The sequence below is a fragment of the Nocardia sp. NPDC049526 genome, from assembly GCF_044465765.1.
In the GTDB taxonomy this organism is placed as follows: Bacteria; Actinomycetota; Actinomycetes; order Mycobacteriales; family Mycobacteriaceae; genus Nocardia.
Genome location: NZ_JBITMA010000022.1, coordinates 53,516 through 74,983, shown reverse-complemented (window position 1 = coordinate 74,983; position 21,468 = coordinate 53,516). Strand labels below are relative to the sequence as shown.

General features: G+C 65.8%; 21 protein-coding genes. 6 read left to right on the top strand and 15 right to left on the bottom strand.

The window, feature by feature from the left end; translation table 11 throughout:
* Positions 1–89 precede the first annotated feature (89 nt).
* From tsaE to ACIBW7_RS40055, 4 genes are all read right to left on the bottom strand, one after another.
* Entirely contained in the window at positions 90–542 is a 453-nt protein-coding gene (gene tsaE, locus ACIBW7_RS40070; RefSeq protein WP_397055840.1) for a tRNA (adenosine(37)-N6)-threonylcarbamoyltransferase complex ATPase subunit type 1 TsaE, read from the bottom strand.
* Complete coding sequence (locus ACIBW7_RS40065) at positions 535–1,608, bottom strand: alpha/beta fold hydrolase (protein WP_397055838.1); 1,074 nt, start codon at positions 1,606–1,608, stop codon at positions 535–537. Before ACIBW7_RS40065 ends, tsaE begins: the two co-directional genes overlap by 8 nt.
* Complete coding sequence (gene alr, locus ACIBW7_RS40060; protein WP_397055836.1) at positions 1,605–2,744, bottom strand: alanine racemase; 1,140 nt, start codon at positions 2,742–2,744, stop codon at positions 1,605–1,607. Before alr ends, ACIBW7_RS40065 begins: the two co-directional genes overlap by 4 nt.
* A 193-nt stretch (positions 2,745–2,937) precedes the next feature.
* Positions 2,938–4,419 (bottom strand): NAD(P)H-hydrate dehydratase, encoded by a 1,482-nt coding sequence (locus ACIBW7_RS40055; protein ID WP_397055834.1) that lies wholly within the window; start codon positions 4,417–4,419, stop codon positions 2,938–2,940.
* Positions 4,420–4,539: 120 nt separating this feature from the next.
* On the opposite strand from ACIBW7_RS40055, the gene ACIBW7_RS40050 reads away from it, so the two are divergent.
* Positions 4,540–4,962 carry a cupredoxin family copper-binding protein gene (locus ACIBW7_RS40050; protein ID WP_397055832.1) on the top strand — a complete coding sequence of 141 codons (423 nt, stop codon included), beginning with the start codon at positions 4,540–4,542 and terminating at the stop codon, positions 4,960–4,962.
* Between the two features lie 127 nt (positions 4,963–5,089).
* Here the strand turns inward: ACIBW7_RS40050 and ACIBW7_RS40045 are convergent, their stop codons facing one another.
* Positions 5,090–5,572, bottom strand: a complete 483-nt coding sequence (locus ACIBW7_RS40045) for a MarR family winged helix-turn-helix transcriptional regulator (protein WP_397055830.1) — start codon at positions 5,570–5,572, stop codon at positions 5,090–5,092.
* A gap of 139 nt (positions 5,573–5,711) precedes the next feature.
* Here ACIBW7_RS40045 and ACIBW7_RS40040 point away from each other — a divergent pair, with 139 nt between their 5' ends.
* On the top strand, positions 5,712–6,908 hold the full coding sequence (locus ACIBW7_RS40040; protein WP_397055896.1) for an MFS transporter: 1,197 nt from the start codon (positions 5,712–5,714) through the stop codon (positions 6,906–6,908).
* Between the two features lie 204 nt (positions 6,909–7,112).
* Here ACIBW7_RS40040 and glmS read toward each other — a convergent pair whose 3' ends face one another.
* Positions 7,113–8,993, bottom strand: coding sequence for a glutamine--fructose-6-phosphate transaminase (isomerizing) (glmS, locus tag ACIBW7_RS40035; protein ID WP_397055828.1), 1,881 nt, complete (start codon positions 8,991–8,993; stop codon positions 7,113–7,115).
* Between the two features lie 36 nt (positions 8,994–9,029).
* Here glmS and ACIBW7_RS40030 point away from each other — a divergent pair, with 36 nt between their 5' ends.
* Complete coding sequence (locus ACIBW7_RS40030; protein ID WP_397055826.1) at positions 9,030–9,887, top strand: dienelactone hydrolase family protein; 858 nt, start codon at positions 9,030–9,032, stop codon at positions 9,885–9,887.
* On the opposite strand, the gene ACIBW7_RS40025 is transcribed toward ACIBW7_RS40030, so the two are convergent.
* Positions 9,888–10,448 carry a TetR/AcrR family transcriptional regulator gene (locus tag ACIBW7_RS40025; RefSeq protein ID WP_397055824.1) on the bottom strand — a complete coding sequence of 187 codons (561 nt, stop codon included), beginning with the start codon at positions 10,446–10,448 and terminating at the stop codon, positions 9,888–9,890.
* Between the two features lie 26 nt (positions 10,449–10,474).
* A complete protein-coding gene (locus tag ACIBW7_RS40020) occupies positions 10,475–10,924 on the bottom strand; it encodes a DUF6640 family protein (RefSeq protein WP_397055822.1) in 450 nt (149 codons plus the stop codon).
* A gap of 534 nt (positions 10,925–11,458) precedes the next feature.
* Between ACIBW7_RS40020 and ACIBW7_RS40015 the strand changes: the two genes are divergently transcribed.
* Positions 11,459–12,622, top strand: coding sequence for a WXG100 family type VII secretion target (locus tag ACIBW7_RS40015; protein WP_397055820.1), 1,164 nt, complete (start codon positions 11,459–11,461; stop codon positions 12,620–12,622).
* 156 nt (positions 12,623–12,778) lie between these two features.
* Positions 12,779–13,549, top strand: a complete 771-nt coding sequence (locus tag ACIBW7_RS40010) for an ESX secretion-associated protein EspG (RefSeq protein ID WP_397055818.1) — start codon at positions 12,779–12,781, stop codon at positions 13,547–13,549.
* A 12-nt stretch (positions 13,550–13,561) separates the two neighbouring features.
* On the opposite strand, the gene ACIBW7_RS40005 is transcribed toward ACIBW7_RS40010, so the two are convergent.
* The 5 genes from ACIBW7_RS40005 to ACIBW7_RS39985 form a co-directional block, all read right to left on the bottom strand.
* Positions 13,562–13,870, bottom strand: coding sequence for a hypothetical protein (locus ACIBW7_RS40005; protein WP_397055816.1), 309 nt, complete (start codon positions 13,868–13,870; stop codon positions 13,562–13,564).
* A 107-nt stretch (positions 13,871–13,977) separates the two neighbouring features.
* Positions 13,978–15,546 carry a hypothetical protein gene (locus ACIBW7_RS40000; protein WP_397055814.1) on the bottom strand — a complete coding sequence of 523 codons (1,569 nt, stop codon included), beginning with the start codon at positions 15,544–15,546 and terminating at the stop codon, positions 13,978–13,980.
* Between the two features lie 44 nt (positions 15,547–15,590).
* Positions 15,591–15,902: a hypothetical protein gene (locus ACIBW7_RS39995; protein WP_397055812.1), complete on the bottom strand. Its 312-nt coding sequence runs from the start codon at positions 15,900–15,902 to the stop codon at positions 15,591–15,593.
* Between the two features lie 455 nt (positions 15,903–16,357).
* Positions 16,358–16,666, bottom strand: a complete 309-nt coding sequence (locus tag ACIBW7_RS39990; RefSeq protein WP_397055810.1) for a DUF6802 family protein — start codon at positions 16,664–16,666, stop codon at positions 16,358–16,360.
* Between the two features lie 116 nt (positions 16,667–16,782).
* Positions 16,783–16,980 (bottom strand): PspC domain-containing protein, encoded by a 198-nt coding sequence (locus ACIBW7_RS39985; RefSeq protein WP_040686696.1) that lies wholly within the window; start codon positions 16,978–16,980, stop codon positions 16,783–16,785.
* Positions 16,981–17,156: 176 nt separating this feature from the next.
* Between ACIBW7_RS39985 and ACIBW7_RS39980 the strand changes: the two genes are divergently transcribed.
* The gene (locus tag ACIBW7_RS39980; protein WP_397055807.1) at positions 17,157–18,815 is read left to right on the top strand and encodes an ABC-F family ATP-binding cassette domain-containing protein; all 1,659 of its coding nucleotides are present in this window, start codon (positions 17,157–17,159) and stop codon (positions 18,813–18,815) included.
* 312 nt (positions 18,816–19,127) lie between these two features.
* Here the strand turns inward: ACIBW7_RS39980 and ACIBW7_RS39975 are convergent, their stop codons facing one another.
* Together ACIBW7_RS39975 and glmM are read right to left on the bottom strand one after the other, a co-directional pair.
* Entirely contained in the window at positions 19,128–19,778 is a 651-nt protein-coding gene (locus ACIBW7_RS39975) for a hypothetical protein (protein ID WP_397055805.1), read from the bottom strand.
* A 300-nt stretch (positions 19,779–20,078) separates the two neighbouring features.
* Complete coding sequence (gene glmM / locus ACIBW7_RS39970) at positions 20,079–21,455, bottom strand: phosphoglucosamine mutase (protein ID WP_397055803.1); 1,377 nt, start codon at positions 21,453–21,455, stop codon at positions 20,079–20,081.
* Positions 21,456–21,468 lie beyond the last annotated feature (13 nt).

Sequence of the window (21,468 nt, the reverse complement as noted above, 5' to 3'; positions counted from 1 at the left end):
GATTGGCCCAACGATACCGGGTGGTACCTGCGCGTGGTGCGGAGCTACTCGGTAGTCACGGCACCCGGGTCGAGGGCCCTCTCCGCGACCTATCCGACCCATTCCCAGATCGCGGTGCGGACTTCGGAATTCGGTTCGCGCGAGAGCAACACATACAGGTGCCGCTCGGCGAGGTGTTCCACGACACCCTTGCCCCACTCCACGACCACGACCGCCTGATGCAGATCGGTGTCGAGATCCAAGGCGTCCAGTTCGTCCAGATCGCCGCCGAGCCGGTAGGCGTCCACATGCACCAGCGGCACCGGCGCGGCGCCCTCGCGCTGTCCGGCCCGGTGCTGGCGGGCGATGATGAAGGTCGGTGAGCTGACCCGGCCCTGCACGCCGAGACCCGCCGCGATACCGCGAGTCAGTGCGGTTTTGCCCGCACCGAGCGGTCCGTCGAGCACCACCAGATCGCCCGCGCCCAGACCTCCGGCGAGTTCGCGACCGAAGGCCTCGGTGTCGGCGACCGTGGGCAGAATCCGTTGCTGCCGTTCAGCCACCGGCGACCTCCGCGGTTGATTGGGTGCTGTCGATGACGCCCGCACGCACGAGCAGCCGGTCGAGTGCGGCGTTGACGAGATCCGGAAACTGCATATGCGCCATATGCGCGGCGTCATCGAGTCGGACGAGTTCGCTCTCGGGCAATTCGCGTGCCAGCGCCCGCGAATTGCGGAACGGTATGACGACATCGTGCGCGCCGCCGAGTACCAGCACCGGCAGGCCCGCGAGCGTCGGCAGCGCGGCCGATTCGTCGTGCAGTTCGATGGCCTTCAGGAATTTCACGATCGTTTCGACGGGCGTGCGGTCGATCATGAGCGTCGTGAAGCGCGACAGGGTGGGGCTGACGTGTCCGTGAAACGAGCTGACGTGCAGTATCGGCGTGATCACCTGCCGGACGGTGCTGCGCCCGGCCTGCACCAATGCGGGCGCGGTGTGCACGGCCAAGCGGAAGCCGTCGACCGCCGGGTTACGCAGCAACTGCGCGACACCCGCCGAGGTGACCTCGGCGGCGGCCGTCGAGAGCAGACCGACCCCGATCACCCGCGCCGCGAACAACTCCGGGAACTGTGCCGCCGCGGCGAGCACCGCCATGCCGCCGAGTGAATGACCGACCAGCACCACCGGACCCGTCGGGGCGGTCGCCTCGATGACGGCCGCCAGATCGCGCCCGAGTTGGGCGACGGTGCAGCTGTCGGTGTTCGGGGTGCCGGAGCGGCCGTGGCCGCGCAGATCGAAGAAGACCAGGCGAGCGCTTGTACCCCAACGCTTTTCCAGATCACGGCGCTGGAAGTGGTACGACTCCATGGTGTTGCAGAAGCCGTGCACGAAGATCACGGTGACCGGGGCGTCGGGTGAGCCGCATTCCCGGGTGGCAAGGCGCACACCGTCTTCGGTGAGCACTGCGCCGGAGTGGTCCTCGTCGAGCAGGTCGAAGTTCTCGTCGCGGTATTCATCGACGCGAGCGGGCCAGAGCACCCGCGCGCCGATGCGGCGCAAGGCGTGGGCGCCGGCCAGTGCGCCGACCACACCGGCGGTTGCCAGTCCGCCGCGGACGACTGTTCTCATCGAATTCCCCCTACGTGGCGCCGCACCACTCGGCCGTGTGGGGAGCACACGATCTCATAGTGGATGGTGCCGAGCAGATCGGCCCAGTCCTGGGCACGCGGTTGGTCCGGGCCGAACAGGATCGCGGTATCGCCTTCGACGACGCCCGCGGCATTGTCGCCCAGATCGACGACGAATTGGTCCATGCAGATTCGACCGACGTTCGGGCGCAATGCGCCACCGAGCCACACCGCGAAGCGGTTGCTCAACGGACGGAACACACCGTCGGCGTATCCGGCGGGGATGAGGGCGACGGTGGTGTCGTGCGGAGCGATCCACTGGTGGCCGTAGGAGACGCCCTCACCGGCGGCGACCTCTTTGACCAAGGCGACTCGGGCTTGAAAGGTCATCGCGGGCCGCAGGCCGAACTCGCCGAGTTCGGGTATCGGAGTCAGGCCGTACATCGCGATACCGGGGCGGACCATATCGAAGGCCAGATCCGGGCGGGTGAGCGTGGCAGCCGAGTTCGCGAGGTGGACCAGTTCCGGTTCGAGGCCGTGTTCCTTGGCTGCGGCTACGGCCTCGACGAAGCGGTCGCGCTGGACGTCGAGGAAGGGGTGTTCGGGCTCGTCGGCGTGTGCGAGGTGGGAGAAGATCGCGCGGAACCGCACCACCTGTTCGTCCACCAGCGTGCGTAGGGCCGCGAGCACCGCCGGGTACTCGAGCGGCGCAATGCCGTTGCGGTTGAGGCCGGAGTCGACCTTCAGCGAGACGATGGCAGTCCGGCCGGATGCCCGCGCCACAGCCTCGATCGCCCGCAGGTGCGCCAGGGAGGAGACGCCGATCTCGATATCGTGCTCGACCGCGGCGCTGAAGTCGGCATCGGAATTATTGAGCCAGCAAAGGAGCGGGGCGGTAATTCCGGCGGTGCGCAACTGCACCGCCTCGGCGACCGTGGTGACCCCGAGTTCCGCCGCACCGGCCGCCAGCGCGGCCTGCCCGACCTCGACGGCGCCGTGGTTGTAGCCGTCGGCCTTTACCACCGCCATCACCGCCGCATCCCCCGCATATTCACGCAGGATCCGCACGTTGTGGGCAATGGCATCCAGATCGATAACCGTCTCCACTTGCGCCTCCACGCTTATTGATCCTGCCATTCGGTGTCTGGCTCGCGCGAGGGCGTCGGTTCATGGCCTAGCGGCGAGGGCCGCAATGGCGGGCGGGCAGGGGCGCTTGGAGGCGAGCGCAGGTAGGACTCGGATGCCCCGGAAGGCCGCCGGCTACCGAGACCCGCGCGGCTCGCAGGGTCGTGGATGCGGCAATAAAAGTGCGGTCCGGGGGCAGCGCACGTCACTTCGCCGCAAGCGTGCGCAAGATGCGGATTGCCGGACGCAGGTGGTCGAGGAGAGGTGATGCGGAGGTGGGGGCGGCGGATGGGTGGTTTTCGTGGGCGGCGAGGTTGGCGGCGAGGGCGTGGACGCGGGCGGCAGCGGCGGCGGACCAGGCGGGATCGTAGCCCGCAGCGAGGAGGGCGCCGATGATGCCGGAGAGGACGTCACCCGCGCCGGCGGTGGCGGCCCAGGAACCCCCTGCTTCGTTGACGAGTACGGGGCGACCCGGGCCGGCGATAAGGGTGGCTCGGCCTTTGAGCAGGACGGTGAGTTGCCAGGATTCGGCGAGGTCGCGGACGGCGGCCACCCGGTCCTGGCCGACCTCATGCCCGGTCAGACGGGCGAATTCGCCTGCGTGCGGGGTCAATACGGTCGGGGCGGTGCGGCCGCGGACCAGGTCGGGATCGGCGGCGAGCAAGGTCAGGCCGTCGGCGTCGATGACGACGGGCAGGTCGGTGGCGAGGATTTCGGCGAGTCGTTTGTGTGCGTCGGTGTCGGTGCCCGCGCCGGGGCCGAATACCCAGGACTGCACTCGGCCGGTGGACGAGATGGTCTGGGCCGCAATGACTTCGGGGAAATGATCGAGGACCTCGGCCGCGCCGGTTCCGGCGTACCGGACCATACCGGAGGTGGCCGCGACGGCGGCGCCGGTGCACAGCACGGCTGCGCCGGGATATGTCGCGCTGCCCGCGCAGATGCCGGTGACGCCCTGGGTGTATTTGTCGTCGACGGGTCCCGGAATCGGCCATCGCGCACCGATCTCCGAAGGTTCCAGCGCTGCGAGGTTCGGTTCGGGTAGCCGTAAACCGATGGGCACCAATTCGATTCGGCCGCAGTAGGGCGCGGCCAAGGCATGTACCGGCTTGTAAGCGCCGAATGCGACCGTAACCTCGGCTTGGACAGCGGGGCCGGTCACCGCGCCGGTGTCCGGATCGACTCCGCTCGGCAAGTCGGCGGCGACGATCGAAACATCCAGAGCGGCAACGATTTCCGCGGCCGCCGGGCGCAGCGGGCCGCGGCCGGATATGCCGACGATGCCATCGATCACCAGATCGGGTGTGCCCGAGCCGGTCGAGGTTGCGCCATCGACACGCGACACGTCCGAGGCAATTCGGATCCGGCCGCCTGCCTTGCGCAGTGCAGCAAGGCCTTTCGCGTGGGCGCGTTCCGGATTCAGCAGCAGGGCGGTCACGGCGACGCCGCGGCGGCGCAGCATCGATCCGGCCCAGAGCACGTCGCCACCGTTATCGCCGGAACCCACGAGCAGCAGCACCGACCTGCCCGCGATGCCGCCGGTCCGCGCACGCAACTCGCTCGCGACCACCGTCGCCAATCCGTAGGCCGCCCGGTGCATAGGCATGCCCTCGGGGACACGGGTGAACAACTCGGCCTCGGCCGCACGCACTTCATCGGCGGTGAAATAGCCCCGCTGGCTGGACATGAACGCTCGCCTCCACTGCGTCGATCGGGCACTGCGGTTCCGCTCGTACGGGATACGCCCAAGCGACAACGCCATGGCGCTGCGCGGGCCCGCACCGTCAGCAGACTACGCTTGGCCGTCATGCCGATGGTGCGCCAAGCGATGTCCACCCGGATCGCAACCGGATTCGTCCTGGCCGCGGCACTACTGCCGGCAGGCTGCGGCTCCAGCGATACGAACTCGACCGCCGCATCGACCACCGCGAAGGCCGGCCAGCCGACGACCACCAAATCCGGCGATTCGAAACCCGCTGCCGTCACCGTCGACGTCACGGATATGAGGTTCTCCCCCGCCGAGGTGACCGTCAAGGTCGGCGAGACCGTGACCTGGAAATTCAAGGACTCCGTTCCGCACACGGTCCAGGGCATCGGCGATAAGGCCATGGGCATCAACAGCCCGATCTTCGACAGAGGCCAATGGAGCTACACCTTCTTCGCCCCCGGTACCTACCGCTACTTATGCTCCCTGCACCCCCAGATGCGCGGCACCGTCACCGTCGAATAGCCGGGCCCGGTCGGCGCTCTTCGCCACGATCACTGCCCGCCCGAATCGGTATTCCCCCGCCAGTCGACAGACATTCCGACCTGAGCGCGGCAGGTACATCGCGCTGATCAATCGGTGCGCCGAACGGCTATGCCTGCGGGATTCGGGTGCGCCGCGCCGCCTTGGTGTTCATCGCTTCGACGGCGGCGACCAAAGGGGCCAGTTCGGGGTCGGCGGCGGCTTGGCCCAGAGCGCTGGACAGGGCGGTGTCGTGGGTGGGGCGGGCGCGGGTCAGAAGTTCTAGGCCCGCGGGTGTTACGTCGGTGTAGATGCCGCGGCGGTCGTCGGGGCAGAGGTAACGCTGCAGCAGGCCACGGTCTTCGAGGCGGGTGACCAGGCGGGTTGTCGCGCTCTGGCTGAGCACCACGGCTTCGGCGACCTGGTTCATGCGCAGATGCCCGCCGGGCCCGTCGTGCTGGCGACTGAGCACGACGAGCAGCGAAAATTCGCGCACGCTCAGCTCGTGACCGGATTGCAGAGCACGTTCGATATGCGCCTCGATCCGATCGTGCAGCAGCGACAGTGCGTACCAACCATCGGCCAGGCCGGTCAGGGCGGCATCCGCGGTCATGGCATTCCTTTTGCGTCGGGGCTCGTGTCTACAGGATAGATGAACGCCACAATAGCCCGCGTTTGCAACTAATCCGCGTCTGCAATTATTGTTGACGCCTGTAAAGCTCAGGCACAACATCCAGTGGAGGCTCATGCTCATGCCGCTCGCACTACTGGCCCTGACACTCGGGGCCTTCGGAATCGGCACCACCGAATTCGTCGTCGTCGGGCTGCTGCCCGACATCGCCGACACCTACACCGTGTCGATCCCCACCGCGGGCCTGCTGGTCACCGGGTATGCGCTCGGCGTGCTGGTCGGCGCCCCGATCATGACCGGGTTCGGCACCCGGGTATCCCGCAAACGAATGCTGCTCATCAGCCTGTTGCTGCTGATCGCGGGCAACGTATTGTGTGCGCTCGCACCGACTTTCGGCCTCATGCTGACCGGGCGTGTCGTTGCCTCGCTCGCACACGGCGCCTTCTTCGGCATCGGATCGGTGGTCGCCGGAAATCTGGTCGGCCCGGATCGCAAGGCCGGTGCGATCGCCATGATGTTCACCGGACTGACCGTCGCGACCATCGTCGGCGTGCCGCTGGGCACCCTGCTCGGCCAGCAGTTCGGTTGGCGGCTCACCTTCCTGCTCGTCGCATCGGTAGGCCTGGCCGGTCTCGTCGGCGTCGCCGCCCTGGTGCCCGAACAGCCCGCACCCCACGACGCGCGCCTGCGGCATGAACTCGCCGTCCTCACCAACCCTCAGGTGCTGCTCGCAATGGCCATGACGGTGCTCGGCTTCGGCGGTGTCTTCGCGGCGATCACCTACCTCGCACCGATGATGACCGAGGTCACCGGCTATGCGGAGAGTTCGGTCACCTGGCTGCTCGTCCTGTTCGGCATCGGTTTCTTCCTGGGCAATCTGATCGGCGGCAAATTCGCCGACCGGCATCTGATGCCGATGCTCTACACCACCCTCAGCGGCCTTGCGCTGGCGCTCGCGCTGTTCACATTCACCGCGCACAACAAGGTCGCGGCCGCGATCACGGTCGTCCTCATCGGCGCACTCGGCTTCGCGACCGTTCCGCCGCTGCAGAAGCGTGTCCTCGACCAGGCAGGTAACGCACCGACGCTGGCCTCGGCGCTCAATATCGGCGCATTCAACCTCGGCAACGCGATCTCCGCGTGGCTCGGCGGCGTCGTCATCGCCGCGGGATACGGGTACACCTCACCCAACTGGGTCGGGGTCATCCTGGTCGTGAGTGCGCTCGGTCTGGCGATCCTGTCGGGCAATCTCGAACGTCGCGGTGCCGAAACATCAAGCGAGCCAACCGAATCCCTGGTCCCCGCCGGTCAGCCCTGAGTCCTCCCCTGGCACGCCGAGGCAGCGCCGGGACTCGGTCACCGCCGCCACCGCACCGATCTTCGACCAGGTCGGAGTCCGAACGCAGCCGCTCACGACCAGCGTCTTGCCTGATCGCAGCGCGGCGTTGCCGCCGCGAATCGGCGGATGACCGCGAGACGTACTCACGCCTTGCCACGCTCGCCGCGCGAACCGGCCCAGGCGCTACTCGACGGTGACGGACTTCGCCAGATTGCGCGGCTTGTCGATGTCGTACCCGCGCGCCTGAGCCACCTCGGCGGCAAAGATCTGCAGCGGAACAGTCGACAGCAACGGCTGGAAAAGCGTTGGCGCCGAAGGGATCTCGATGAGATCGTCCGCGAATGGGCGCACCGTGTCGTCACCCTCCTCGGCGATCACGATGGTGCGGGCGCCGCGGGCCTGGATCTCACGGATATTGCTGAGCAGCTTCGAGTGCAGTACCGCGCGCCCCTTGGGTGAGGGCATGACGACGATCACCGGCAGCCCCTCCTCGATCAGCGCGATCGGGCCGTGCTTGAGCTCACCCGCCGCGAATCCCTCGGCATGCATGTACGCGAGTTCCTTGAGCTTGAGCGCACCCTCCAGCGCCACCGGATAGCCGACGTGGCGGCCGAGGAACAGCACGGTCGGCACATGCGCCAGTTCCCTGGCGATCGCGCGCACCTGCGGCGCGGTTTCCAGTACCTGCTGCACCAGGTGCGGCATCGCCTCGAGTTCGGCGAACTCGCGGGCCACCTCATCCGGATACTTGGTGCCGCGCGCCTGCGCCAGCGCCAGCCCCACCAGGTAGTTCGCGGCCACCTGCGCCAGGAACGCCTTGGTGGACGCGACGCCGATCTCCGGTCCGGTCCTGGTGTAGAGCACCGCATCGGACTCGCGCGGAATCTGTGCACCATTGGTATTGCAGATGGCGAGCACGCGCGCCTTCTGCTCCTTCGCGTGCCGCACCGCCTCGAGGGTGTCGGCGGTCTCACCCGACTGCGAAATCGCCACCACCAGCGTGGACCGGTCCAGAACCGGGTCGCGATAACGGAATTCGCTGGCCAGCTCGACCTCGACGGGCAGCCTGGTCCAGTGCTCGATCGCGTACTTGGCCAACAGGCCGGCGTGATAGGAGCTGCCGCAGGCGACGACGAATACCTTGTCGAAATCGCGCAGTTCCTGATCGGCGAGGCGCTGCTCGTCCAGCACGATCCGGCCACCGGCCTCGTCGTGGGTGAAGTGGCCGATCAGCGTGTCGGCGACACCGGCGGGCTGTTCCTCGATCTCCTTCAGCATGAAGAAGTCGTGCCCGCCCTTCTCGGCAGCGGCCAGATCCCAGTCGATGGTGAACGGGCGAGTGCGCGCCGATCCGTCATTGCCCGCGAAGTCGGTGACCGTGTAGGTGTCGGCGGTGATCACGACGGCCTGGTCCTGGCCGAGTTCGACGGCCTCGCGGGTGTGCTCGATGAATGCGGTGACATCGGAGGCGATGAACATCTCGCCCTTGCCGACACCGACGACCAGCGGCGTCGAGCGGCGCGCGGCGACAATGCTGTCCGGGTGGTCGGCATGGGTGAAGACCAGCGTGAACGCACCCTCCAGCCGACGCAGCACGGCCAGCGCGCTCGCCGCGAAATCACCTGCGGTGGGGCCTTCGGCGTATGCGCGCGCCACCAGGTGCACGGCGACCTCGGTGTCGGTGTCACTGCTCAGCTCGACGCCGGCGTCTTCGAGCTCCCGGCGCAGCGGGACGAAGTTCTCGATGATGCCGTTGTGCACCACGGCCACCTTGTTGGTGATGTCGCGGTGCGGATGGGCGTTGCGGTCGGTCGGCGCGCCGTGGGTGGCCCAGCGGGTGTGTCCCATGCCGGTGGTGCCCGCGAAGTGGTCGGTCCCCACTTCGGCGAGTTCGGCCTCGAGATTGGCCAGTTTGCCCGCCTTGCGTTCCACCGCCAACACGCCCGCGCCATCCAGGATCGCGACGCCCGCGGAGTCGTATCCTCGATATTCCATGCGGCGCAACGCGTCAACGACGACGCCGAGGGCGTCCCGGTACCCGACGTACCCCACGATTCCGCACATGGCTCACCAGAGTACTTATCGGATAACGTTCACGTCGTGTCGGCGTCTGTGAAATCACTCCTGAGCACCCTGACCAGCCGGGGGCCCCACCGTGTACTGCGCGGCAACCTCGCCATCGCCGGTCAGCCCGGTGTGGTGTTCACCCCGGAGTCCGGACTGAATCTACCCGCGGTCGCATTCGGCCACGGCTGGCTGACCGGCGCCGCCAACTATCGCGCCACGCTCGAACACCTGGCGTCCTGGGGTTTCGTGGCCGCGGCCCCGGATACCGAGCGCGGGCCGATTCCGTCACACCTCGGATTGGCCACCGATCTGCTCACCACGCTCGATATCTGCACCAGCGTCCGGCTCGGCGACGGTGCGATCAGCGTGCATCCGGACCGGCTGGCGCTGGCCGGGCACGGCATGGGCGCGGGCGCCGCGGTGATCGCCGCCGGACAGCGTCGCGTCGCCGCGGTTGCCGCCCTCTACCCGGCGCCGACCGCGCCGTCCGCCGAGACGATCGCACCCGATATCGATACGCCCGCGTTGGTGTTGGCCGGGGCGACCGATATCGAATCGGTCAGCTCGAATGCGATCCCGCTGACCGCCGCGTGGGCCGGGCCGGTGGTGTTGCGGGCGGTCGACGGGGCGTCGCACAACGGCATTGTCGAAGGGCGTCGCGCGCTGGCGGCGTTGGGGGTGGGCAAGCACGAGACCAAGACCGCGCGCACGACACGGGCGCTGCTCACCGGGTTTCTGCTGCACAAATTGTTGCGCGATAAGACGTATGCGGCGTTTTCCGATCCGGAAGCGGTAATCCCGCACGCCACTGTTGTCGATCCGGAAGCGCCGCGCGAAGAGGAGAAGCCGAAGCTCTCGGTTATGCAACTCGCGCAGTTGTTGCGCAAGTGATCATGGCCGGAGGCCGTCGAGCACGAGTTCGATGAACCGCCGCCAGTTGCCGAATCCGTCGCGGCTGATCGTCGCGACCGCACCGACGATCATATAAAGGTCGGCAACGGTCGCATCAGCGCGAATACTGCCATCGGCTCGGCCCCTGGCCAACAGTTCCGCGCCGAGTTCCGCGAGGTCGTCGCGTACCGTACCGCGTGGTTCGGTGTCACCGAGCACCGATTCGATGGTGCCGGACAATGCACGCCCCTGCTCGTGCACTTCGGCGACATGACTGAGGAATCCGGCCAGCGCCTGCCGCGTATCCGGATTCGACAGGCAGGTGCGGCGCACATGCTCGAGAATCCCGGCGAAACGCTGTTCGGCAGCCGCCTCGATCAGGGCGCGGCGGGTTGGGAAATGGCGGTAGATGGTGCCGACCCCGACCCCGGCGGCGCGCGCCACATCGGCCATCTGCACCTCGTCACCACGTTCGGCGAACAGTGCCGTCGCGGTTGCGAGGACCTGGTCGCGATTGCGGGCGGCGTCGGTGCGGAGTTTGCGGGTGTTCGGGTCGGTCATCTATCTCCCTGTCTGCCGGTCGTAGGTTAGACCCGGATCGGTGCGCGGGTGCGCTCGGCGACGATCGCGACCGCCAAGGCAATCAGCATCACCAAGGCGATGAACAGTTGCGGGTCCATGCCGATGACCCTGGTGGCGTCGGCGGCGTGCTCCGGATCCTGGGCTGCGGTACCGGGGAAGAGCAGCGCGCCGAACATGGCCAGCCAGGTGACCGATCCGAGTGCGGCAGCCAGGAAGAACCGGGCGCGGAGGTTCCCCGTTCGCTGCCATAGGACCACCAATCCGATCGCGCCGATGAGTGTGCCCATGCCGATGTATTGGGCGTCGTGGAATTTGGCATGCGGGGGCCAGGCGGGGTTGTGCAGGTGGAGGTCGGCGATATCAGGGATGACCAGGTCGGCGAGGAGGGGGCCGATGAGGGTGTTGAGGAGGACGGCGCCGACGAGGATTCGCGGGAGGGTCCAGTGGGTGGTCATGGGGGTCCTATCGGTCAGTTGACGGAACCGGAATCCGATTCCGATTCAACGGTAGGGCGGTGGGCTGCGGACTGTCAACGGGCCGTTGGCATTCCGGGTGGTTCGAGTGGACTGCGGGCCGTGGACGACCAGTGGGAGCTCGGTTGTCGGGCGCTTGCACGGTGGTCGACCGCTCGGTACGGTCGAGCCAGCTGAATAGGGGGCGGGGAGCCGGTCCGGCCCTGTTCGATGTCATCGACGTCCGGCGACCGGGGAGAACCACATGGTCAGCAGGGGGAGTTCGTGGTTGGGCCTGTTGGTTTTCGTGGGGTGTGGGGGGTCGACTGATGGGGAAGGCTGAGCGGTCTACGACGAGTGCGGGGCCGTCGTTGGCTGCGGATGCGCCGAGCAGCTGTGACCCATGTAAAGACATCCCGCAAAACGTGCTGTATTCGGAGAAGCGATACAAGGACTTGGCGGCGAACCTTGCCGCGGCAGGCCCCGGCGACGCCGAAGATCTTCTCCTGGCCAGGTCTATGAAGAAGGGGCGATTCGATGTCAGGCAATGAGCCCACGAGAATCCCGCCGCACGGGGAGAACGTATTCCATTGGGAGCGCACCGAAATCGAGGAAGCGTTCAAGCCGCTGGATCCGAAGAATGCCCATGCTGCGGCCATGACCTACTCCAACGTGGCCACCCAATGGGACCAGAGTCTGGAGACCTTCGCCCGATCCGTCCAGGGCTCGATCGCCGAAGCATGGGAAGGCTCGGCCGCAGATAAAGCCAAAGACGCGATCAACCGCTACGTCACCAGCGCACACGGGCTGACTCCATTGATCACCCAGATGTCGAACGATATGGAAGCCGCTGCCGACGGAGTCCGCAACGTCGCCAACGGAATTCCGGAAGCCAACCACCACTCCTGGACCGCGAACGTCTGGCCGCCCCGCGCCCACGAAGAACAGAACACCAAGAACGAAGCGACCGCCGGCGCCCGCAACGCCATGCTCACCAACTACGTGAACAAATTCGCCGAGTTCGACGGCCGAGTTCCCGTGCTGCCCACCGCGCTGGACCCGACCAATCCACTGGACATCTCCGGGCCGATCAAATCCGGCGGCAACGAACCGGGATCGTCCGGTTCCGGCGGGACCTCCGGGGGCACGACGGGCGGCGCCTCGACTGGCGGCGAGACCAAGGATGGGACCGAATCCGAGGGCAAGTCTCCCGAGGAGACCACGTCCACGGACACCAACCCGACAGACACCACGTCGAGTTCGACGAACCCGAGCACTACGACGTCGACGACACCGACTACGACGACACCGGGCACTACAACCGCAACAACGCCGAGCACCGCGACCAGCCCGAGTTCCACCCCGACCAGCACGGGTTCGCCAGGCTCGCCAGGCAGTTCCACTTCGACAGCGCCGAGCCCCGGCCGCACCGTCTCCGGCACGCCCACCACAACTACGACCAATCCCGCCGCGGCCGCGGCCGCTACATCCACCTCGACCGGACGCAGCGGAATGGGAATGGGCGGTATGGGCGCCGGCGCGGGCCGCGGCAAGTCCGATGAGGACAGCACCCACCAGATACCGGACTACCTCATCAACGCCGCCAATACCGAGGAACTACTCGGCGAGATCGCACGCACCCTCCCCGGCGGCGTGATCGGCGAAGATCCGGAATCCCCGCCCCCGTCGGCCCGCACCTGACCGCCGCACAACGCCCCTCCGGCCGCACTCGACGTCGGCCGGGATTCGTCGATTCCGGCCGGCGAGCCAACCGCGGCCGAAACCTGTTGGTCAGAAACACAAACGGACACGCCGCACCCGTCACGAACCACCTGCACGATCGATTGGAATCTCCAGATGGCTGAATGGACTTGGGAGCCGGACGATTTCGCCGCACTGTGGTTCAACCCCGCGAACGACCGCTTCCCCAATCCACTCCGCTTCACCAGCCGCTTCGCCAACCGCGACGACTTCGATACCCACCGGGTCACCATGCGCGAGCGCTACTCCTCCGACGAACTCGAGGAGATCCAACTCGCCCTGCACACCCTCACCACTTCGACCATCCGCATCCAAATCTTCGGCGGCACAACCCAACACAAGAACCCGGTCGGCGGCGTCCGCGTCTACCGAATCGTCGGCGCCCGCACCGACCACCACGCCATGTCACTGGCACAAGCCACCTTCGGCGACACCAACGGCCCCATCCGCTGCCGCCTGTTCCCCGTCGACCACCTCCCTGCCCAACTCACCAGCTCCCTCCCTCCCTGCACGCCAGGCACCAACCCACCCGCCACCTTCCACCCCGACGACATCTACGGCCGCCCCAACAGCCACCTCGAAAGCGTCACCCGCAACTCCCCCCGCGAGCGCTACCAACGCCTCCTCAACCGCCCCGCCGACGGCGGCGGCTCCGCCCTCCTCCACACCGGCCCCGCCAACAAACTCACCACCCCCCTGACCACCATCCAATGGCACGACATAACCAACGACGGCCGCTACACCGAACACCGCTCCCAACACATCACCGTCCGTCCCACCACCCCCACCACCCTGACCACCCACTTCGCCACCTGGATCGACCAAACAACCCAACGCCTCCGACAAGCCGAAGAAGACCGCTGGTAGACCCGGCAATCCTCAGACCAGCCAGCTCTTGCGGCGGTAGTACTCGGACTCGGGGTCGTCATCCTCGTCGATCGGTGTGACGACATTGTGAGCTTTGCGGGCTGCGATCGACCGTGCAATCGCCTCGCGCTGCTCCTGAGCCTCGGCGGCGAGGCGTTCCTGCTCGGCTCGAGCCTCGGTCTCGCGACGTTCTCGCTCGTCCGCCTCCGCCTGTGCCTTCTCCAACTCCTCAGCGTGTTCTTCCCAGAACTTGCGCATTTCTTCGTTCATTTGTTCAACGAAGTCGCGTCCCCGCTCTGCACTTCGCTGCTCGATCTCCACGAGTTCCTCGCGCAGCATCCGAGACTGGCGGTCGTGCTCTTCGAATATCCGCTCGATCTCTGCCGAGTAATTCGTCATCCTGCACCTCCACTAATCGGATCCACTTACTAGAGCGGGCCGGCCTCCGCGAGTTGCGCCCCACTATCGAAAGGTTGCTCGGGTTTCTGTTCCTCGGCGCCGGTAAGTGCCGGGTCGGGCGTGTGCTCGCCGTCCTCTTCCCGCTTGGTGCCCGTTCCGGTAGGCACACCGGAGGTTGTGCCCGGACTTCCTGTGCCCTCCTCCTGGGGCGAGTTGTCAGAGGAAGCGCCCCCCGGGTCTTCGCCTGCCGTCTCGACCTCGGTGTCCGAGATAACCGGTGCACCGTTCTCGTCCAGCTTCATGCTGTACTCATGCGACTTTCCGTCGGCATCGGTCGAGACGAGTTTCAACTGCCCGTCCTGGCCCATTTCGAACTTCAAATGCTTTCCGGCCAAATCGAACTCGGCGCCCGATTTACTGTTGTCATCCGGCTTGCCGTCGCCGTCCTTGTCGTCAGTACTCGTCGGATTGAGCGTCTTTTCGATCTCCTGCACCGCATTATCGATCCCGTCCTTGATCGAAGTACCGAGAGCGGTGAGTCCTTGACCGACGGTCTGACCGAGTGAAGTCAATTGCGATGCCGCAGAGGTGAGGGACGACAGCCCGGACAGGAGATTGCTCGCCGTGGTGGTAGTGCTGGGCGTCGTTGTCGTGGTAGTGGTCGTCGGTGTCGAGGTATTCGTGCTCGGGGTCGTCGAGGTGCCGGGAGACGACGAAGTCGTGGTGTTGTTGTTGGTGGGATTGTTGTTGTTCGAAGGGGTCTTGTCCGTGGTGGTCCCTTGCGGGCGTGGATAAGGGTTGCTGTCCAAATCCTCCATGGCCTTGACCAGCAATGGATACGCCTCTTTGATCGCCGTATCGGTCGAGTTGCACTTGTCCACGAAATTGGTCAGCGTGTCTTCGAATTTCTTCTTGAAAACATCATCGAGCCACTTGCGGCTGACCTTCTTTGTCGATTCTCTATCGAGTGCCATCACACCGCCTGCAAGCACACCGCCCAGACCGAACGTAGCGGCGCCGGCGGCGCCGATAATTCCCGCATCCTTCCACGAGAAGTCCGACCAACCGGTATCGGCACCTTCGATTATCTCGTCGATATCCGAAGGAGACTTACCGTCGACCTTTACCTCTCCAGAGCTACTTGCTAGTTCATGGACATGATCCGCCTTCGATTGAACCGCCGATCGCAGTTTCGGCACGACGGTGGTAATCGCATCGAGCGCGGCCCTGGCCTTGCGGCGATCTTCCTTTGCCATCGCGAGTTGCTGCCCGAACATGTACTTCGCGGCACCAGCCGCCTGGCCCTGCCAGATCGTGTCCAACTTCTGCGACAATGCGTACTGCTTATCCCAATGGGTATCAGCTTCACCGAGCGAAGATCGAAGGGCCGTAGCCGTATTGGCCAATTTTTCCAGGTTCATGCCACGTTGCTCGTCATACCGGGCATAGATTTGATTCAACGTGAGACTGGGGTCATGCCCGAACGCCTTCTTATACCGCTCGATCAACTGAGCAAAGAACTGGAGCCCCGACGATCCAGTATCAAGAATTGCATCGACATTCTTACCGCTCAGGTCCGGTGACGTGGTATCCGCCATGCTATGACTCCTTGCTCGTCGAACCCGCCAGCTCCGGCATATGACTAAGCATTTTTGGTCTTGTCCGCATTCTCTTTATCGGTATCGGAATAGACTATGCTGGCCGCACCCACGGTATCGCCGATAGCCGCGCCCGCCGAACCCCAGGCTTTCAACCATTTCACGACATTTTCCAACCCGCCATAGATCGCTTTCCCCTGGGCTGCGTAGTTACGCCCGGCATCCCCTGGACCGAACATATTGTCGGATACCCGCTTGGCGCTGTTCGTCACCACAGCCGCCGACAGCTGCAGATCGCTGCCGAACTGACCGAGTTCCCCGGTCTTGACACCCAATATCTGGCTCGAATCGGTCATCGGTAAGGCCCCTCCAGTCCTGTCGTCCGATCGTCCGGCGGCGATCCAGCTCGCGCCGAGTACTTGCCCTACTTCCTTCGACGCGTACGGGCGGGATTCGGTTCCATCGGATCGATCGGCCCAGGTCGTATGCGCAGAATCTACTGGGTGGGTCTATCGGCTACAACCAACCGTCGACACGTCGCAGAGGAACCGGTCGGCACGAGTATGGCCGACACGGGATTCGTTCCGCAGGTTCCAATGATCCGCACGTGAGCCGCGCGGATCATTGCAGCCTGCGGCCGGGTGTACCCACGAAGGCTCTGGGTTGTGGGGGCCGTTGTCGGACAGTGTAATTGGGTTTTGCGCAGCGGACGAACGTGCCGAGACGGAGTCGACAATGAGTCGGTCGATGCGATGAGGACGGCCCGACCCCGAGAACAGGGCCGGGCCGACAACGAGAGGCCGCTCAGCGGCTAGTGCCCGATCTTCCCCTGATCGGTCCGCACCCACTCGGAAGTCCCGTCCGGATGCCGATGGAACTCCCATGCGGAGTAATCGCCGTCCTTCTCGACCACGGTGACCTGGTCGGCGATGCCGTCGTGGTCCCAGTCGGTCCACACCTGCATGGCCTCGGGGCCGGTGGTGGTGACGGTGTCGAGGGTGCCGTCGCCGTCGATGTCCTGGGTCGGGTGGTGCAGTTCGACTTCTCCGAGGCTGTCCAGGGAGGAGGATGCGTCGATGCCGGGTAGATCCATGCCCGGGAATTCACCTGAGGTGATCATGACTCCTCCTGGTCGGGACTCGCGTGGGTGACACGGCGGTCGATCGGTGGGTACCGGTCCATAGTGTCATCCGCGAGTCCCGGACGCAGCTCCCTGCCCCTAATTATTGGAGACAATCACTTTTTCGGAATGATCAGCCACAGCACCAGATACACGACGAACTGCGGGCCCGGGAGCAAGCAGGACAGGACGAACAGCAACCGGACGACGTTGGCGTTCCAGCCGAAGTACTCGGCGATACCGCCGCAGACGCCGGCGATCCACTTGTCGTGGGTGGAGCGGGTGAGTCGGCGGGTGGGCGCGGGGGCGGTCATGGTGTTGCCTCTCTGGTGATGTTCGGTACGACATCAACTCTGCCGGGGAAAACAGCGCTTCACATCGGTCGCATGACCTATCCCGACCCTGATTTCCGCAGGCCGCGGACTCAGGGTGCAACCCCGAGCACCGACCAGACCCCGCGGCGCCGGTGCGGCACGGACACGGCAGACTCATGCTGGTGAGCACCACTCTGCACGCGCGCGGACTCTCCGCGGGCCACGGCGAACGCACCCTGTTCGACGACCTCGACTTCACCCTCGCGCCGGGTGATGTGATCGGTTTGGTCGGCATGAACGGTGCGGGCAAGTCGACGCTGCTGCGCATGCTCGCGAACCGATCGACACCCACCGGCAGCATCACGCTGTCCCCGCCCGACGCCACCGTCGGGTACTTGGCGCAGGAGCCCGAGCGGATCCCCGGGGAGACGGTGCTCGAGTTCCTCGGCCGCCGAACAGGTGTCGCCGAAGCACAGCGGATCATGGATGCCGCGGCAGAGCGTTTGGCCGACGGCGGTGCGGACGAATATTCGCCGGCCCTGGAGCGCTGGCTCGCGCTCGGAGGCGCCGATCTGGGCCAGCGGGCCGAGGAGGTCGCGGCGGATCTCGGTCTCGCGGAAAGCCTGCCGAACGGCCTCGGCACCGCGATGACCGGTCTCTCCGGCGGTCAGGCGGCCCGCGCCGGCCTCGCTTCGGTTCTGTTGTCCCGCTTCGACATTCTGCTGCTCGACGAGCCGACGAACGATCTGGACCTCGACGGTCTCGCCCGGCTGGAACAGTTCGTGACCGGCGTGCGGGTGCCGCTGATGGTGATCAGTCATGACCGAGAGTTCTTGGCGCGCACCGTGAATTGCATTGTCGAACTCGATCTCGCGCAGCAGCAGGTGGGGATCTACGACGGCGGCTACGAGGCATATCTGATGGAGCGTGAGATCGCCCGCCAGCACGCGCGCGAGGCCTATGAGGAGTACGCCGACACCAAGGCAGGGCTCGAATCCCGCGCCCAAATGCAGCGCAACTGGCTCGAACACGGCGTTCGCAATGCTCGCCGAAAGGCCCGCGACCCCAAGAAGGTCGATTCCGACAAGGCGGGCCGCAAGATGCGCGCCGAATCCACCGAGAAGCAGGCCGCCAAGGCCCGCCAGACCCAACGGCGCATCGAGCGTCTGGATGTGGTCGAAGAGCCGCGCAAGGAGTGGGAGTTGCGCATGTCCATCGCGGCGGCGCCGCGCAGCGGCTCGGTGGTCGCCACTTTGTCGAACGCGACCCTCACCCGGGGGGATTTCGAGCTCGGACCGATCACCACCCAGGTCGACTGGGCCGACCGCATTGTGCTGACCGGCGCCAATGGTTCGGGTAAGTCCACACTCCTGGCGCTGCTGCTCGGAAAAGTCCAGCCGGACAGCGGAACTGCCGCACTGGGCTCGGGCGTCGAAATCGGCGAGGTCGACCAGGCGCGCGGGCTCTTCAGCGGAAGTGCCGCCCTCGCCGAAACTTTCAGCGCCGAAATGCCCGACTGGCCCGACGCCGAGGTCCGCACCCTGCTTGCCAAATTCGGCCTCCGCGGCCCACATGTCCTGCGACCCTGCGAAACCCTCTCCCCCGGCGAGCGCACCCGCGCCGCACTCGCCCTGCTCCAAGCCCGCGGCGTCAACCTGCTGGTCCTCGACGAACCGACCAACCACCTCGACCTGCCCGCCATCGAACAACTCGAGCAGGCCATCGAATCCTTCGAAGGCACAATGCTTCTGGTCACCCACGACCGCCGCATGCTCGACTCGGTCACCGCGACCCGCCGCTGGCACATGAACAACGGCCGCCTCACCGAAAGCTAAGTGATTTCTTTCGACATGCCGGTGTATCTCTGGTGCCGGTTCTGGAATGTATACGCGATCGACTCGACAGCCCGGCGCAAGCTCGTTCACCGCTCGTACCTGTCGCGTCGAGCAATTTTGCACGGGCGTGCGAAAGACCGGCCCCTTCCCTCGGCGACCGATAGTTCGACCGACAGTAGATAGTGCTAGGCGTTCGGCGGGAATCGATGCCTTTGATCCGAACTCGAATGCGTCCAAGGGTTCGAGTATGTGCGACTGATCGGGTCGGGTTGCTGCCCGGCGAACTGTGGGTGCCGCATGCTGAGCCGCGCCTCATGAATGCGTAACCGAGGGTGCGTTGGGCCCGAGGTCGGGGAAGGATCGTTTGGTGTTGGCGCAGTGCAGGCAGGGGGCTTTGGGGCGGGGGTTGGCCAGGGGGATCAGTTCGGCGGCTTGGGTGTAGCCACGGCGTCTGTAGTGGCGTTGGAGTTCGGTGGTGAGGGCCGTGCGGGAGATGCCAAGGCGCAGTGCAGATTCCAGGGTAGCCAGGGCTTCGGGGCGGCGGGCGGTGCGAGCTACGTCGATTGCGGTTCGGGTGGGGTTGGTGGCGACTATGCCGTGGATCAGTTCTAGTTCGGCCTGGTCGACGTGGTCACGATGGACGATCAGGTGGCGGGAGCGTGAATCCTGAATGCCCAGTACGTGGGTGGGTTGACTGTGCGGCATTGGGAAACCGTGCAGTTCGGCGGCGGTGTGATAGGCGGCGGTCAGGGTCGGCACTCCCATGGATAGTCGGGCCGCTTCGACGCGGAGCTGGGCGGAGGGCGAGGTGGTTGCTTCGCGGAAGACTCCGCGGAAGACTCGGACCCATTCGCCTCGGTCGAGTAGGTTTCGCATTTCCGCCCGGGTGTACTCGCATAGCACCTGCCATGAGGTGAATACCCCGAATTGCTTGTCCCGTACTTCTTCCAGACCTGGTCGCATACGCCAACTATCGGCGAAACCAAACCTCGCCCTCGGTGCCCGACCAGCGCAGACAGAAAGTCTGTGGATAACCGATTCCCTGTGGACAACTCGGCGTGCCGCAGCAAACCTTCGAGGCTCGTACCGGCCCCGTCATCCAAGGCAGCCGGCTCGTAGGTGGCCATCGAGGCCGATCGAAGGAACGCTCGAGATGGGGCGGAGAACCATCACTCGACTCGACTCGTCGGCCGCATGGCCCCATACGGCTTACCTCGGCAGTCCAGGCAGCGCAGACGTGCGGCCGATCGTGCCGCTGCCCAACTACACCGCGGCGACGCGCTTGGCCAGATCGTCGGCCAGCTGCTGGGCTTGAACCGGGTCGGTCGCCTCGACCATCACCCGAACCAATTGCTCGGTTCCACTTGGGCGCAACAGGATTCGCCCGGAGTCCCCCAGGGCCCGTTCGGCTTCCGCTACCGCCTCGCGGATTTCGGGGGCGGCGGCGACCGTGGCCTTGTCGGCAACCGGAACGTTCACCAGCACCTGCGGCACGGTCTGCAGCACCGAAGCCAAATCGGCCAGCGTGCGGCCGGTTTGCGCCATACGAGCCATCAGTTTGAGGCCGGTGAGGATGCCGTCGCCGGTGGTGCCGTAGTCGGGGAAAACCACGTGGCCGGACTGCTCGCCACCGAGGTTGTAGCCGCCGCGGCGCAACTCCTCGAGGACATACCGATCGCCAACGGCGGTGGTGCGCAAGGTGATTCCCGCTTCGCGCATCGCGATGTGCAGCCCCAGATTGCTCATGACCGTGGCGACCAGTGTGTTCTGGACGAGCGAACCGGTCTCGTGCATGGCAAGTGCGAGGATCGCCAGGATCGCGTCACCGTCGACGACGGCGCCGTCGGCGTCGACGGCCAACGTGCGGTCGGCATCGCCGTCGTGTGCGATGCCGAGGTCGGCGCCGTGCTCGCGTACCGCGTGCTGGATTTGTTCGAGATGCGTTGAGCCGCAACCATCATTGATGTTGAGGCCGTCCGGTTCGGCATTGATCGCGATGACCGTCGCACCGGCCGCACGGTAGGCCGCGGGTCCGACCTCGGAGGCCGCGCCGTTCGCGCAGTCGACAACGACGGTCAGCCCGGACAGGTCCTGTCCGGTCGCCTCGACCAGATGCTCGACGTACCGCTCGTGCGTGCCCGCCTCGCTGTATTGATTCGGGATCACCAGCCCGTGATCGCGAGCGCCGGAAGCGTTCAGCACGCGACCGATCCCCGCACCGATCGGCCGCAGCGTCGCGTCTTCGGCGATCAACGCCTCGATCCGGTCCTCGATCGCATCGTCGAGCTTGTGCCCACCGGCCGCGAAGATCTTGATTCCGTTGTCCGGCATGGGATTGTGCGAGGCCGAGATCATTACGCCGAGGCAGGCGTCGTACAGACCGGTCAGATACGCCACGGCCGGAGTCGGAAGTACACCTACCGAAAGCACATTCACGCCCCCGGCGGTCAGACCCGCGGTGACCGCTGCTTCGAGCATCTCACCGCTGGCGCGTGGATCGCGACCGACCACGGCGAGCGCACGCTCCTTGCCGCGACTCAGGATCTGCGCGGCGGCACCGGAAACCCGCAGCGCCAGTTCCGGACTCAGCGATTCATTGGCAAGCCCACGGACTCCGTCGGTGCCGAACAAACGTCCCACTACCCTCGCCCCT